The sequence below is a fragment of the Lysobacter arenosi genome, assembly GCF_016613475.2.
Taxonomy (GTDB): Bacteria; Pseudomonadota; Gammaproteobacteria; order Xanthomonadales; family Xanthomonadaceae; genus Lysobacter_J; species Lysobacter_J arenosi.
The window spans coordinates 590,124-604,132 of record NZ_CP071517.1 but is presented as its reverse complement, the minus strand read 5'-3'; the positions used below and the strand labels follow the sequence as shown (position 1 = coordinate 604,132).

General features: G+C 66.9%; 16 protein-coding genes and 1 tRNA gene. 10 read left to right on the top strand and 7 right to left on the bottom strand.

Annotation, left to right across the window (positions count from 1 at the left end; all coding sequences use genetic code 11):
- Positions 1 to 5: 5 nt before the first annotated feature.
- The 5 genes from panD to pcnB all read right to left on the bottom strand — a co-directional run bounded on the left by panD (position 6) and on the right by pcnB (position 4,216).
- On the bottom strand, positions 6 to 386 hold the full coding sequence (gene panD / locus HIV01_RS02920; protein WP_158730628.1) for an aspartate 1-decarboxylase: 381 nt from the start codon (positions 384 to 386) through the stop codon (positions 6 to 8).
- A 145-nt stretch (positions 387 to 531) separates the two neighbouring features.
- Positions 532 to 1,380 carry a pantoate--beta-alanine ligase gene (gene panC / locus HIV01_RS02915; protein WP_200604868.1) on the bottom strand — a complete coding sequence of 283 codons (849 nt, stop codon included), beginning with the start codon at positions 1,378 to 1,380 and terminating at the stop codon, positions 532 to 534.
- Between the two features lie 55 nt (positions 1,381 to 1,435).
- On the bottom strand, positions 1,436 to 2,254 hold the full coding sequence (gene panB, locus HIV01_RS02910; protein WP_200604867.1) for a 3-methyl-2-oxobutanoate hydroxymethyltransferase: 819 nt from the start codon (positions 2,252 to 2,254) through the stop codon (positions 1,436 to 1,438).
- Positions 2,255 to 2,313: 59 nt separating this feature from the next.
- Positions 2,314 to 2,835: a 2-amino-4-hydroxy-6-hydroxymethyldihydropteridine diphosphokinase gene (folK, locus tag HIV01_RS02905; protein ID WP_200604866.1), complete on the bottom strand. Its 522-nt coding sequence runs from the start codon at positions 2,833 to 2,835 to the stop codon at positions 2,314 to 2,316.
- A 25-nt stretch (positions 2,836 to 2,860) separates the two neighbouring features.
- The gene (pcnB, locus tag HIV01_RS02900; protein WP_200604865.1) at positions 2,861 to 4,216 is read right to left on the bottom strand and encodes a polynucleotide adenylyltransferase PcnB; all 1,356 of its coding nucleotides are present in this window, start codon (positions 4,214 to 4,216) and stop codon (positions 2,861 to 2,863) included.
- 109 nt (positions 4,217 to 4,325) lie between these two features.
- Here pcnB and HIV01_RS02895 point away from each other — a divergent pair.
- Positions 4,326 to 4,401 (top strand) — tRNA-Glu (locus HIV01_RS02895).
- 172 nt (positions 4,402 to 4,573) lie between these two features.
- Positions 4,574 to 4,897, top strand: a complete 324-nt coding sequence (gene fdxA / locus HIV01_RS02890) for a ferredoxin FdxA (RefSeq protein ID WP_200604864.1) — start codon at positions 4,574 to 4,576, stop codon at positions 4,895 to 4,897.
- A gap of 86 nt (positions 4,898 to 4,983) precedes the next feature.
- Here fdxA and HIV01_RS02885 read toward each other — a convergent pair whose 3' ends face one another.
- Together HIV01_RS02885 and dapA are read right to left on the bottom strand one after the other, a co-directional pair.
- Positions 4,984 to 5,481 (bottom strand): hypothetical protein, encoded by a 498-nt coding sequence (locus HIV01_RS02885; protein WP_200604863.1) that lies wholly within the window; start codon positions 5,479 to 5,481, stop codon positions 4,984 to 4,986.
- A 17-nt stretch (positions 5,482 to 5,498) separates the two neighbouring features.
- On the bottom strand, positions 5,499 to 6,404 hold the full coding sequence (gene dapA / locus HIV01_RS02880) for a 4-hydroxy-tetrahydrodipicolinate synthase (RefSeq protein ID WP_200604862.1): 906 nt from the start codon (positions 6,402 to 6,404) through the stop codon (positions 5,499 to 5,501).
- A 248-nt stretch (positions 6,405 to 6,652) separates the two neighbouring features.
- Between dapA and HIV01_RS02875 the strand changes: the two genes are divergently transcribed.
- The 8 genes from HIV01_RS02875 to kdpA all read left to right on the top strand — a co-directional run bounded on the left by HIV01_RS02875 (position 6,653) and on the right by kdpA (position 13,977).
- Positions 6,653 to 7,213 carry a glycine cleavage system transcriptional repressor gene (locus tag HIV01_RS02875; RefSeq protein WP_158730621.1) on the top strand — a complete coding sequence of 187 codons (561 nt, stop codon included), beginning with the start codon at positions 6,653 to 6,655 and terminating at the stop codon, positions 7,211 to 7,213.
- A gap of 137 nt (positions 7,214 to 7,350) precedes the next feature.
- Positions 7,351 to 7,833, top strand: a complete 483-nt coding sequence (locus tag HIV01_RS02870; RefSeq protein ID WP_200604860.1) for a peroxiredoxin — start codon at positions 7,351 to 7,353, stop codon at positions 7,831 to 7,833.
- Positions 7,834 to 7,966: 133 nt separating this feature from the next.
- On the top strand, positions 7,967 to 9,376 hold the full coding sequence (locus tag HIV01_RS02865) for a PhoH family protein (RefSeq protein WP_200604859.1): 1,410 nt from the start codon (positions 7,967 to 7,969) through the stop codon (positions 9,374 to 9,376).
- Between the two features lie 212 nt (positions 9,377 to 9,588).
- Complete coding sequence (thiD, locus tag HIV01_RS02860; protein WP_200604858.1) at positions 9,589 to 10,404, top strand: bifunctional hydroxymethylpyrimidine kinase/phosphomethylpyrimidine kinase; 816 nt, start codon at positions 9,589 to 9,591, stop codon at positions 10,402 to 10,404.
- On the top strand, positions 10,397 to 11,245 hold the full coding sequence (locus HIV01_RS02855) for an alpha/beta hydrolase family protein (RefSeq protein ID WP_200604857.1): 849 nt from the start codon (positions 10,397 to 10,399) through the stop codon (positions 11,243 to 11,245). Before thiD ends, HIV01_RS02855 begins: the two co-directional genes overlap by 8 nt.
- 134 nt (positions 11,246 to 11,379) lie before the next feature.
- The gene (locus HIV01_RS02850) at positions 11,380 to 12,111 is read left to right on the top strand and encodes a TorF family putative porin (RefSeq protein WP_200604856.1); all 732 of its coding nucleotides are present in this window, start codon (positions 11,380 to 11,382) and stop codon (positions 12,109 to 12,111) included.
- Positions 12,112 to 12,123: 12 nt separating this feature from the next.
- The gene (locus tag HIV01_RS02845; RefSeq protein ID WP_158732366.1) at positions 12,124 to 12,216 is read left to right on the top strand and encodes a potassium-transporting ATPase subunit F; all 93 of its coding nucleotides are present in this window, start codon (positions 12,124 to 12,126) and stop codon (positions 12,214 to 12,216) included.
- Between the two features lie 12 nt (positions 12,217 to 12,228).
- Positions 12,229 to 13,977 carry a potassium-transporting ATPase subunit KdpA gene (kdpA, locus tag HIV01_RS02840; RefSeq protein ID WP_200604855.1) on the top strand — a complete coding sequence of 583 codons (1,749 nt, stop codon included), beginning with the start codon at positions 12,229 to 12,231 and terminating at the stop codon, positions 13,975 to 13,977.
- Positions 13,978 to 14,009: the final 32 nt, after the last annotated feature.

Below are 14,009 nucleotides of genomic sequence, written 5' to 3'. Positions count from 1 at the left end.
GCAGGTCAGGCTGCCTGTGCCGGCATCGAACGGTTGGTATGCGTCAGCGCATTGTGGCGGTCGACGTAGACCAGGGTCGGCTTGTACTTGGCCGCCTCGGCTTCGTCGCACACGCCGTAGGCGCAGATGATCACCAGGTCGCCGGGCTGCGCGCAGTGGGCGGCGGCACCGTTGACCGAGATCACGCCGCTGCCCTCTTCGCCGCGGATGGCGTAGGTGACGAAGCGCTGGCCGTTGTTGACGTTGTAGATGTGGATCTGCTCGTACTCGCGGATACCCGAGATGTCGAGCAGGCGCCCGTCGATCGCGCACGAGCCTTCGTAGTGAAGCTCGGCGTGGGTCACGGTGGCGCGGTGGATCTTGGCCTTGAGTACGTTCAGTTGCATGTGTGTGGCTCCGGCCGCGGGCATGCGGACGCGTCAGAGCGCAAGTCTAGCAGCGCATGGCGCAGTGCAACATCTCCCCGCCCACCGGATTGACACCGCCGGTGGAACGGTTCAGATCGCCGCGAAACCCGGCATCGGGGGATGGTTAGCCGCCGAATTCCAGGTTGTCGATCAGCCGCGTCCGGCCCAGCCGGGCCGCGATCAGCGCCACCCGGGGACCGCCCTCGCCGTCCGCCGGCTCGGTCAGGTCCGGGCGCCGCACCACGGCGTAGTCAGGAACGAAGCCGTCCGCTTCCAGGCGCTTGACCGCCTCGGCCTCGACCGCCGCGCGCGGCGTGCCGGCCGCGATGGCATCGCGCATGGCCAGCAGGCAACGGTGGATCGCCGCCGCAGTGCCGCGCTCGTCCGCCGACAGGTACTGGTTGCGCGAACTCATCGCCAGGCCATTGCCCTCGCGGACGATGTCGGCACCGACCAGCTCGATGGCGAACGCCAGGTCGCGGACCATGTAGCGGATGACCGCGAGCTGCTGGTAATCCTTGCGCCCGAACACGGCCACGTCCGGCTGGACCTGGTTGAACAGTCGCGACACCACGGTGGCGACACCATCGAAATGACCCGGCCGGTGCGCGCCTTCGAGCGTCGTGCTGACGCCCGGCACCTGCACGCGAACGGTCGCCTCGACGCCGTAGGGGTACATCGTCTCGACCGTCGGCAACCACATGACATCGCAGCCGGCCGCGCCCAGCCCGAGCGCGTCGGCTTCGGGCGTGCGCGGGTAGCGGGAGAAGTCTTCGTTCGGGCCGAACTGGGTCGGGTTGACGAACACGCTGGTGATCACGCGATCGGCATGCTGGCGTGCCAGTCGTACCAGCGAGTAGTGGCCTTCGTGCAGGTTGCCCATGGTCGGCACCAGGGCGACGCGCAATCCTTCGCGTCGCCACTGCGCCACGCGCGCGCGCAGCGCGGCAAGGTCGGTGATGGTTTCGATCATGGCTTGCTTGCGAAGGTTTGCGGAATGCGCGCCAGCGGTTACAGGGGTGCGGCGGTCAGGCATAGGAGTGTTCGGCATCCGGGAAGCTGCCGTCGCGAACGGCCTGGGCGAATGATTGGACAGCGCCCGCTACCGAGCCGCCCTCGGCGAGGAAATCCTTGACGAAGCGCGGCCGGCGATGGCCGGAGTTGAGGCCAAGCAGATCGTGCAGCACCAGCACCTGGCCATCGCAGTGCGGGCCGGCGCCAATGCCGATGGTGGGAATGGTCAGGTCGGCGGTAATCGCCGCGGCGACCGGGGTCGGCACGCATTCGAGCACCAGCAGGGTGGCGCCGGCCTCGGCCACGGCGCGCGCGTCGGCGCGCAGGCGTGCCGCCGCGGCCTCGTCGCGACCCTGGACCTTGTAGCCGCCCAGGCGCAGCACCGACTGCGGTGTCAGCCCCAGGTGCGCGCAGACCGGGATCTCGCGCTCGACCAGGAAGCGGATGACATCGAGCTTGTGCCCTGCGCCCTCGAGCTTGACCATCGCCGCGCCGGCCTGCAGCAGCTGCACCGAGGCATCGAGCGCGCGCTCGGGCGTGGCGTCGGCCTGGAACGGCAGGTCGGAAATCAGCAGCGCCTTGGCCAGGCCGCGGGCGACGCAGGCGGTGTGATAGGCGACATCGGCGGTGGTCACCGGCAGCGTGCTGTCGTGGCCCTGCACGACCATGCCAAGCGAATCACCAACCAGCACCAGGTCGACGCCAGCGGCGTCCATGGTGCGGGCGAATCCGGCGTCGTAGCAGGTCAGCATCACCAGTCGGCGGCCGTCGCGCTTGGCGTCGGCCAGGGCCGGCACAGTCCAGGGCTTGTCGTTCGGGGTTCCGCTGTACATGGCGTGGGGTACCAGTTGTCGGCGCGGGTCAGGCAGAGCCGGAGCCGGCCAAGGGGCGGCTACGGGCGATCGTCCAGAGAATCCGCATACGTTACCGCCTCGACCTCCCCCGGTTCCATCTTCGCCAGCGCCCGTTGCGCCGGGCCGATGCCGGGAATGACCACGCCGGGCGCGATTTCGAGCAGCGGCACCAGCGCGAAGGCGCGCTCGTGCAGGTGCGGGTGCGGGACATGCAGGCCCGGTTCGCTGATCACGGCATCGCCGTACAGCAACAGGTCCAGGTCGAGCGTGCGCGGCCCCCAGCGATCGCTGCCATCGGCCTGGCGGTCGCGGCCGGCTACGCGCTCGATGGCGAGCAGGTCGGCCAGCAACTGCTGTGGCGTGCGCTGCGTTTCCAGCATCGCCACGGCATTGATGAAATCGGGCTGCTCGGTGACGCCCCACGCCGGGGTGCGGTACAGGCGCGAGGCCTGCACCAGGCGCGTGCCGTCGATCGCCGCCAGGGCGATGAAGGCCGCGCGCAGGGCGGCGGTGCTGTCACCCAGGTTGCTGCCCAGTCCGACGAACGCGGTGACGGTCATTGCCGGAGGATCCGCCCTGCCTGCCTCATTCCTGGCTGGTGGCGGGCTTGCGGCGGCGACGGCGACGCTTGCGCGGCTCTTCGTCGTCAGCCTGCGCAGCGCGCTCGGTCTCGAGCTCGGCGATGGCAACGGCATCGCCGGGGTTCGCCTGCGCCTCGCGCCAGAACGCGACGTCCTCGGCGTGCTCGTCCGACGCCGTCAGGCGCAGGCCGAGGAAATCGAACGCGGCGCGGAAACGCGGATGGGCAAGCGTGCGGAACACGCGCTTGCGCTGGCGCAGCGAGAAACGCGACTGCAGCAGCCAGATCTCCTGCATCGGCAGCGAGAACCGGCGCGGCAACGCGATGGTCTCGAGCTGGTGCACGGTGACGCGGTCGGCGGCGCGTCGCTGCGCCTCGGCCGTGTGCATGCCCTGCGCCTGCAGCGCCATCAGTGCGCGGCAATACGCCGGCCACAGCAGCAGCGCGAACAGGAACGCAGGCGAAACCGGCTCGTCGTTGGCAACGCGCGCGTCGGTGTTCTTCAGCCCTTCCAGCACCATGTTGCGCAGCGCGCCGCTGCGGTTGGATTTCAGTGCGGCGGCGGTTTCCGGCAGCAGCGCCGGCAGCAGGCCATGACGCTCCAGGCCGAGGAAACTCTTGACCGCATTGCCGGACAGGAACAGCTTCAGGCATTCCTCGAACAGGCGCGCCGGCGCGGATTCGCGCAGCAGCGGTGCCAGCACCGGGATCGGTGCCGCGGTTGCCGGTTCGATCTCGAAATCGAGCTTGGCCGCCAGGCGCACGGCGCGCAGCATCCGCACCGGGTCCTCGCGGTAGCGCGTCTCCGGGTCGCCGATCAGGCGCATCAGCCGGTTGCGCACGTCCTCGAATCCACCGACGTAGTCGCGCACCGAGAAATCCTCGATCGCGTAATACAACGCGTTGGCGGTGAAGTCGCGGCGGACCGCGTCGTCCTCGATGGTGCCGTAGACGTTGTCGCGCAGCAGGCGACCGCCCTCGTGCAGCTCGCGGTCGCCGCTGCCATCGTCGGTGTTGGCGCGGAACGTCGCCACCTCGATGATCTCGCGGCCGTAGACCACGTGCGCAAGCCGGAAGCGACGGCCGATCAACCGGCAGTTGCGGAACAGGCCCTTGACCTCCTCCGGCGTGGCATTGGTGGCCACGTCGAAATCCTTGGGGTGGCCGCCGATCAGCAGGTCACGGACCGCGCCGCCGACCAGGAAGGCGTCGAAGCCACCCTCGCGCAGTCGATACAGCACGCGCAGGGCATTGGGGCTGATATCCCGGCGCGACACGTTGTGCTGGTCGCGAGGAATGGTTTGCAGCCTGAGTTGGATTTGGTTGTCGGATTCCATCGAGCGGGCGTTGCCGCAGTCCATTTTAGGTGTGGGAGGCCATTGCCCAGGGCAGCGGCGCCGCATATACTAGCAAGCCGCGCTGGGTTGAGAGCCTGACGCCGGGGGTTAACACAACCAACCCGCTTCATCTGCACCCTTCGTCTAGAGGCCTAGGACGGTGCCCTCTCAAGGCATCAACACGGGTTCGAATCCCGTAGGGTGTACCAATTCCGAAGCCCGCGCAGCGATGCGCGGGCTTTTTCTTTGGCGATCGGGCCTTGGCGATCGAGCTTGGGCGATCGTGGCCAAGGAACCTCGCCCCCGGCAGAAGCCTTGGCCGCGCGAATCGCTACAATATCGGGATGCCCAAGGGGCTTCTTCAGAAACGGAACCATCGCCATGCCCTTCGTCGTCACCGAGAACTGCATCAAGTGCAAGTACACCGACTGCGTCGAGGTGTGCCCGGTCGACTGCTTCCATGAGGGCCCGAACTTCCTGGTGATCGACCCGGACGAGTGCATCGACTGCACCCTGTGCGAGCCGGAGTGCCCGATCAACGCCATCTACCCCGAGGATGACGTGCCGGCCGGCCAGGAGGCGTTTGTCGCCCTCAATGCCGAGCTGGCCAAGGCCTGGCCGGTCATCACCACGCGCAAGGACGGCCTGGCCGATGCCAAGGAATGGGAAGGCAAGCCGGGCAAGCTCGATCTGCTGGAGCGCTGAGCCTGCTGGAGCGCTGAGTTCGCTGCTGCGAACAGACAAAAAAACGGGCGCCGATGGCGCCCGTTTTCATTTGCGGCGTTGACCGCTCAGCGACCGACGAGCGCCGTACGCAGCGTTTCGATCAGCTTCTTCGGGGCGTCGCCGGTTGCCGGCACGCCACGCGGGTCGACCGCGGCGACGTAGGCGCCGACATCGGCACCGGCCACGCGCACGAGGAAGTTGCTGCCCTCGTAGTTGACGTCGTACACGCCCATTGCCTGGGCGCTGCTGGTGATCTTCACGCCTTCGACCGCCGCCAGTGCGGTGCCGACCTTGGCGAACACTTCGTCGCGCGTGCCGGTGACGGTGAAGCCGGTACCGACCAGGGCCGGGTTACCCAGCGCGGTCGACGGGGTCGGCAGGTTGACGGCGGTGTCGGTGCGCGGCGCGTCCAGGTCCGGCGGGACTTCCAGCGGGCGCATTTCCGGGGCCTGCGCGTACAGGTCATTGCCCTTGCGGAACCAGCTGCAGCCAGAACCGGCGGCGACACCGGCCAGCACCAGGGCGGCGACGGCGACGCGGGACATCGAAACGTTGGAACTCATGTATCTCTCCTGCAGGGTCAGGCCGCGAGGGAATCGCGGCAGGCGTGTTCGAGTTCGCGGACGAGCGTTTCGATCGTCGCGACGGAATCAGTATGGGCCGACGACAGCGGCAGCAGCGGCAGGCGCAGGCCGTGGCCGATGCCCTGGCGCTGCAGCAGCGCCTTCACCGGGATCGGATTGGGCTCCACGCCGAGGAAGTCGTAGGCAGCCTGCATGCGTGCATCCAGTGCCTGCGCCTCGTCGCGACGGCCGCCGCGTGCCAGGTCGGCCAGGCGCCGGAACGCGTGCGGCAACACGTTGGAGGCCACCGAGATCACGCCGTCGGCACCGGCCAGCATCGCGCGGCATGCGGTCGGGTCGTCACCGCTGAGCACGGCGAAGCCCTCGTTCTTCAGCGCCAGCAGCGCCTGCATGCGCTCGGCTTCGGCGCGTGCTTCCTTGATGCCGATGATGTTCTTGTGCGGCGCCAGTTCGGCAACGGTTTCCGGCAGCAGGTCGCCGCCGGTCCGGCCGGGTACGTTGTAGAGCACGATCGGCAGTGCAACGTCGTCGGCGATTGCGCGGTAGTGGGCCAGCAGGCCGGCCTGGGTCGGGCGCACATACGGCGGGGTCACGACCAGCGCGGCATCGGCGCCGAGGGCAGCGACGCGACGCGTCAGCTCGATGGTTTTTGCGGTGTTGGACAAGCCGGTTCCGGCAAGCACCGGGATCGCACCGGCGACGCGCTCGACCGCGCTGCGCAGCAACGCGTCGTACTCGCCGTCGAACAGCGCGGCCGCCTCGCCGGTCGAACCGGCGACAACGATGGCCTGGGTGCCGGCCGCAAGCTGCTGATCGAGCAGTCGCTGCCAGGCGTCGAAGTCAATTTCGCCGGACGCGGTGAAAGGCGTCGCCAGCGCGGTGATGCTGCCGGAAAGTCGCAAGTTGGGGGTACTCGGTGCACTTGTTGCGTTGAACCCCGCACATCACGTGCGGGCCCTGGATCCCAGGCCTGGCTGCCGGCCAGAAGGGCCAATCGGCAGGCCGATCAATGGGTCGATCGGCCGGGATGATCGCACGGGATGTTACTTGCGGGCCGAAAGCGCGGGCAAGTATGCTGCCCGGCAACCACAGCCCGCTCACGGGCCGCCATTCAGTATCTGAGCACGTTGCTCCCCAAGCAGGCGCCGCCTTGACCGATTCCGCTGCCCGGCCGTCGCCGAACGAAAACCACCTCCTGATCAACGCCTACACGACGCATCCGGAGACGCCGCTATTGTCGGTGACTCGCCGGATTGCCGATTCCGGCTGCAACCTGGTTGACGCTCGCCTGGCCACGGTCGGTCGCGACGTCTCCGTTACCGTGCTCGCCGTCGGCTCCTGGGACGCGGTGGCCAAGCTGGAAGCCATGCTGACGAGGCTGGAGCGCGAGGAAGGCCTGAAACTCGTGTGGTACCGCACCGGCGCCAAGCAGGTGCAATCCAACCTGCTGCCTTACGTGGTCGAGGTCGTGGCCGCCGACAAGGCCGGGATCCTGTTCCAGCTGGCCGATTTCTTCGACCGCCAGGGCATCACCATCGAAAGCCTGCACAGCTCGCGCTACCGCGCCATGCAGACCGGGGCGGAGATGTTCTCGGCGCAGATCACCATTGGCGTGCCCTCGAGCATGCATATCGCCGCCCTGCGCGACGACTTCCTCGAGTTCTGCGACCACCTCAATCTCGACGCGATCATGGACCCGATGAAGTTCTAGGAATTCCGTGTTAGCGTCACGACAAAGCACGGCGACCCTCCTCGCGGAGGCGCCACCCGGACGCAGTGAGGGGCTGCACTCCGGGTTGCAGTAAACGCAGAGCAGGTCCCTCACTGCGCTCGGAAGCACAAGGCGAAATGCCCGACACCGGCGAACGTATTTCGAAGGACGTCTCCGAACTGCCCCTGGCGCTGTCCAGCGGCCAGACTGCGCAGCTCAAGGATTTCGCCGGCCAGTGGCTGGTGCTGTACTTCTATCCCAAGGACAGCACGCCCGGCTGCACCACCGAGGGCATCGACTTCAATGCCCTGCTGCCCAGCTTCAAGAAGCTTGGTGCCACCGTCCTGGGCGTTTCCCGCGATTCGATCCGCTCGCACCAGAACTTCTGCACCAAGCAGGGCTTCAAGTTCGACCTGGTCAGCGATCCCGACGAAACCCTGTGCAACGCCTTTGGCGTGATCCGGGAAAAGAACATGTACGGGCGCAAGGTGCTGGGCATCGTGCGCAGCACGTTCCTCATTGATCCCAAGGGCGTCATCGCCCAGTCATGGAGTCCGGTGAAAGTCCCCGGCCATGCCCAGGCCGTCCTCGACGCACTCAAGGCTGCCGCAACGCAGTGACCCCCTCCGCCCGCCACCCACGCTGCCGTCCCGCCCCGCGGGCCACGGCAGCGTCGCCGTGTCCGCACCTCCTTCAAGCGTTCAATCGTTCCACCCGGCCGTTCACCATGTACAACCCGCATCGGAGCATTCGATGACCAGAAGCAAGCGGATCTACGTGCTCGACACCAATGTGCTCATGCACGACCCGACCGCGCTGTTCAAGTTCGAGGAACACGATGTCTTCCTGCCGATGCAGGTCATCGAGGAACTCGACAACGCCAAAAAAGGCACCTCCGAAGCCAGCCGCAACGCACGTCAGGTCAGCCGCTTCCTCAACGAGCTGATCCAGGCCGAAGGCACCGACAAGATCTCGTCCGGCATCACCCTCAGCCGCCCGCAGGGTTTGCAGCTGCGCGGCGAGCAGAGCATCGGCAAGCTGCGTTTCCAGACCCGCGACTTCGACTCGGGCAAGCGCTTCGGCGCGGTGATCCCGGACAACCACATCCTCGGTTCGATCCTGTCGCTGAAAGAGAGCGACCCGGGCGTGCCGGTGGTGTTCGTGTCCAAGGACATCAACCTGCGCATCAAGGCGTCCATTGCCGGGATCGTGTCGGAGGACTACGAGAACGACCGCGCCCTCGACGACTTCAGCCTGCTCTACACCGGCGCCACCGCGTTGCCGGAAGACTTCTGGCAACGCTTCGGCAAGGACCTGCGCTCGTGGACCGAGAAGGGCCGCACCTTCTACGAGATCTCGCGCAACCGCGACAGCGCCGAGGACGACAACTGGCATCCGAACCAGTTCCTGTACCTGCCCGGCGACGACGAGTCGCAGATGAAGGTCGCGCGCCTGACCGACAGCAAGGTCGTGCTGCAGATCGTCGACGACTTCCGCCACCACCAGCACGCGGTGTGGGGCATCACCGCGCGCAACCGCGAACAGAATTTCGCGTTGAACGCGCTGATGGACCCGGAAATCGACTTCGTCACCCTGCTCGGCACCGCCGGCACCGGCAAGACCCTGCTGGCGCTCGCGGCGGGCCTGGCGCAGACGATGGACCAGCAGCGCTACCGCGAGATCATCATGACCCGCGCCACGGTCAGCGTCGGCGAGGACATCGGCTTCCTGCCCGGCACGGAAGAGGAAAAGATGACGCCGTGGATGGGCGCGCTGACCGACAACCTGGAAGTGCTCACCCACAACCAGGACGGCGGCAGCTGGGGCCGCGCGGCGACCAACGACCTGCTTGCCAGCCGCATCAAGATCCGCTCGCTGAACTTCATGCGCGGCCGCACCTTCCTCAACCGCTGGCTGATCCTCGACGAGGCGCAGAACCTCACGCCCAAGCAGATGAAGACGCTGATCACGCGTGCCGGTCCCGGCACCAAGATCGTCTGCCTGGGCAACGTCGAACAGATCGACACCCCCTACCTCACCGAGACCACCTCGGGCCTGACCTACGCGGTGGACCGCTTCAAGAACTGGGACCACAGCGCGCACATCACCCTGCGTCGCGGCGAGCGTTCGCGCCTGGCGGATTACGCGTCCGAAGTGCTCTAAGGGTTGCCATGACCGGGCGCTGGCATCCAGCGCCCGGTCTCTTGGCCGAACCCGCGCCCTTACCGTTCGCCCTGAGCGTAGGCGCATCGCGCCGAAGTCGAAGGGCCATCTCCTCGGCGTGTCCTTCGACTTCGGCCTGCGGCCTACGCTTCCTTCGACTTCGGCCTGCGGCCTACGCTCAGGACGAACGGGGCTGATGGCAAACTGTCGCCATGACCGCCCGCTCCCGCCCCATCAGCGCCCTCACCATCGCCGGTTCCGACTCCGGCGGTGGCGCCGGCATCCAGGCCGACCTCAAGACGTTCGCCGCCCATCGCGTCCACGGACTGAGCGCCATTGCCGCGCTCACTGCCCAGCACACGCGCGGTGTCACCGCGGTGAACGTGCCCGACGTCGGCTTCCTGCGCGCGCAGATCGATGCCTGCTTCGACGACTTCGATATCGGCGCCGTCAAGCTCGGCATGCTCGCCAACGCCGCGGTGATCGAAGCAGTCGCCGACGCGCTGGAACACTACCGGCCCGCGCACGTCGTGCTCGATCCGGTGATGGTGTCGACCTCCGGCGCACGCCTGCTCGAAACCAGCGCGCTCGATGCGCTGCGCACGCGACTGATCCCGCTGGCGACGCTGATCACCCCCAATCTTCCCGAGGCCGAGCTGCTGCTCGGCCAGCCGATCGCGGACCTGGACGCGATGCACGAAGCGATCGCGCGTTTGCGCGAACTGGGTGCCCACGCCGTGCTGCTCAAGGGCGGCCATCTGCCGGCCGATGGTGACGTCGTCGATCTGTTCGCCGATGCCGACGGCGGCATTGAAGCGATTGCCCACCCGCGCCTGCAACTGGAAGCCCATGGCACCGGCTGCACGCTGGCCTCGGCGGTGGCGGCCAACCTGTGCCTCGGCCGCGACCTCGGCGCAAGTTGCGCGGCGGCCGCCGATTACGTCCATGCAGCGCTGCAGCGGGGTTATCGCCCCGGCAACAGTGACATCCTCGTGCTCGACCACTTCGGCGCCGCCCCCCATGAATGAGTCCGTTGCGGTGCAACCGATCGAACTGGACGCGCAGGCCGGCGACGGCCACCGCTGGACGTTGCTGGCGCGCATTCCCGCCAACCCGCAGGCAAGCCTGTTGTGGCTGCCTGCGCTGGGCATCGCGGCCAAGCACTACCTGCCCTTCGCCGAGGCGCTGGCCGCGCGCGGAATTGCCGTGTTCGTGCACGAATGGCGCGGCGGCGGTTCAAGCAGCCTGCGCGCCGATCGCGCCACCGACTGGGGTTATCGCGAGCTGCTGATGGAAGACATCGCCGCGAGCGAAGCGCTGGTGATGCAACACGCACCCGAGGTTGCGCGCATCATCGGCGGCCACAGCCTCGGCGGACAGCTGGCCTGCTGCCGGCTCGGCCTGTCGCCAACGACTGCACAGCGACTGTGGCTCGTGGCCAGTGGCGCGCCTTACTGGCGTGCGTTTCCGCTGCGGACCAAGTGGTTCCTGCCGTTCGTCTATCGCTTCCTGGCGTGGCTGGCCGACCGCCATGGCGCCCTGCCCGGCCGGCGGATCGGCTTTGGCGGGCAAGAGGCTCGCGGGCTGATCCGCGACTGGAGTCGCAGCGGCTTGAGCGGGCGTTATGCCGCCGGCGGGCTCGACATCGACCTCGACGCCGCGATGGCGGCCGTCGAAGTCGAAGCGCATGCGGTGGCATTCGATCGCGACTGGCTGGGGCCGGAGTCTTCGGCGCGCTTCCTGTTGTCGAAACTCCGCCATTCGCCGAATCGCGTCGATGTGCTCGACGCTGCCGCGCTGGGTACGCGCGCGGACCACTATGCGTGGATGAAGCAGCCGCAGGCGGTGGTGGAAAAGCTGCTGGGCTGAGCGGCTGGCGACAAGGATTGTTTACGGGGAATTTACGCCCCGGGCATGACCGCGGAATAGAGGCTTTACGGGTCCGATACCAACAATGACGCCGTGGCCAATCGGGCCTCGAACGTCATTTCTGGATATCCGCAATGTCCCTCCATTTCGTCCGCGCGCGCGAAGCTTCCGTGCCGTTGCTGTTCGCCGCCTGCGCGGGTATCGGCCTGCTCGCCCTTGGTGGCAAGGCCAGCGCCGCACCACTTTCCGGCAACGCCGCACTGACCAGCGACTACGTCTGGCGCGGCACCACCCAGACCCAGGGCGATGCCGCCGTGCAGGCCGGCTTCAAGCTGGCCAGTGACTCCGGCTTCTACGGCTCGGTATGGGGCTCCAACGTCGAGTTCGCCCCGGATACGCACGCCAGCAGCGAGCTCGACTTCACCGTCGGCTGGGGCGGCGCCCTGTCCGAGAAGTGGGCGCTGGACGTGAACCTGCTGCGCTACCAGTACCCGTCGACCACCGTCGACCTCAACTGGACCGAGCTCAACGGCACGCTGACCTACGACAGCAACTACTGGTTGTCGATGGGCTACTCGACCGAGGCACTCGGTGGCGAAGAGGACGGCCTGTACACCCAGCTCGGCGCCAGGTTCCCCATCAACGACGCGTTCCGGCTCGAAGGAGCGCTCGGCTACTACGCCTTCGATGGTTACAGCGCCGCCGCCGACAGCTACCTGCACGGCCAGCTCAGCGCGGTGTGGGCCGTGAAGGCCCCGCTGGAGCTGCGCGTGACCGCGCACGCGACCGATTCCAACGCCGAAGACATCTTCGGTGACGAACTTGCAGGCAACCGCATCGAAGCGGCCCTGCAGGCTTCCTTCTAAAGGAGAGACGACATGCCTGGCTGGCTTGCCCTTGTGTGCGGAGTCGCGGTGATCGTCGCCTCGGCATACCTGCTGTACGTGGTTCTTCGACCCGAAGATTTCTAAGGCAGCACAACGATGACCGAGACACTACTTGTTCTGGTGCTTGCGATCGGCCTCGGCTGGCCGCTCGGGCACTACCTCGCCCGCGTCATGCGTGGCGATCGCTCTTGGATGGACCGCGTCGCCGGACCGGCCGAGCGCCTGATCTACAAGGCGCTTGGCACCGATCCGCAACGCGGCATGAGCTGGCGCGGCTACGCCACGGCATTCGCGATCAGCAACCTGGTCGTGGGCCTGGTGGTGTGGGTGCAGTTCATGACCCAGACCTGGCTACCGCTCAATCCCGACGGCATCCCCAACATGCGCTGGGATACCGCCCTGCACACGATGGTGTCGTTCCTGACCAACACCAACCAGCAGCACTACTCCGGCCAGTCGCAGCTGAGCTACCTGTCGCAGATGGTCGGCATCGTCGGCCTGCAGGTCGCAACGCCTGTCATGGGCCTTGCGATCGTGGTGGCCACGCTGCGGGGCCTGTTCGGTGGCCGTGCGGAAATGGCGCAGACCGCCGGCAAGACCGTCATCGCAGGCCACGCTGTGCAGGAAGGCAGCGAGCGTGACGTCGGCAACTACTGGGTAGACGTGACCCGCGCAACGCTGCGCTTCATGCTGCCGCTGTGCCTGCTGTGGTCGGTCCTGCTGACCTGGCAGGGCGTGCCGTCGACGCTTCAGGCCGGCCCCAGCATCACGCCGGTCGACGCCAGCGTCGAGATGAAGGAGCAGAAGATCCCGCTCGGCCCGGTCTCGCCGATGGTCGCCATCAAGCAGCTCGGCTCCAACGGTGGCGGCTGGTACGGCCCCAACAGCACGGCGGCCCTGGAAAATCCCACGCCACTTTCGAATCTGATCGAAGTGCTGGGGATCCTGCTGATCCCGATGGCGATCACCTTCATGGTCGGGCCGTTCACGCGTCGCAAGCGACTGACCGCCATGGTGTTCGGCACCATGCTGCTGATGTCGCTGGCCTCCACCGGCCTGTCGATGTGGTCCGAGGCTTATTCATCCACCGCGGCTGATCCGGCGTTGATGGAAGGCAAGGAAGTGCGCCTTGGCGTGGAGTCGTCGACGCTGTGGTCGGCCATGACCACGCAGGTCAACAACGGCTCGGTCAATGCGATGCATGACTCGCTGGCGCCGCTCACCGGCGGCATGGCGATGGTCAACATGCTGATCAATGCCATCTGGGGCGGCGTCGGCTGCGGCCTGCAGCAGTTCCTGGTGTACCTGATGCTCGCCGTGTTCCTGGCCGGCCTGATGACCGGGCGGACTCCGGAGCTGTTCGGACGCAAGATCGAGGCGCCTGAAGTGAAGCTGCTGGCGCTGCTGATCCTGTTGCAGCCGCTGGTCGTGCTTGGCTTCTCGGCAGTCACGCTGGCGTTCCCGTCGATTACTGGCAACTCCAATCCGGGTTTCCATGGCATCAGCCAGGTGTTCTACGAATACACATCTGCGTTCGCCAACAACGGCTCGGGGTTCGAAGGCCTGGGCGATGCGACCTGGTGGTGGAACCTGAGTTGCTCGGTAGTGCTCGCACTTGGCCGCTATCCCGCGCTGATCATCCCGCTCGCCGTTGCCGGCCTGATGGCGCGCAAGCGCGTGGCTCCGGAAAGCAGCGGCACGCTGCACGTGGAGACGCCTACCTTCGCACTGACGCTGATCGCGGTCATCGTGATCCTGACCGTCCTGCAATTCATGCCCGCCCTGGTGATGGGACCCATCGCCGAGCATCTGACGCTGTACGGCGCCGCTTCGGTTGGCCCGTGAGGTAATGAACGTGACTGACACTTCTCATCTTG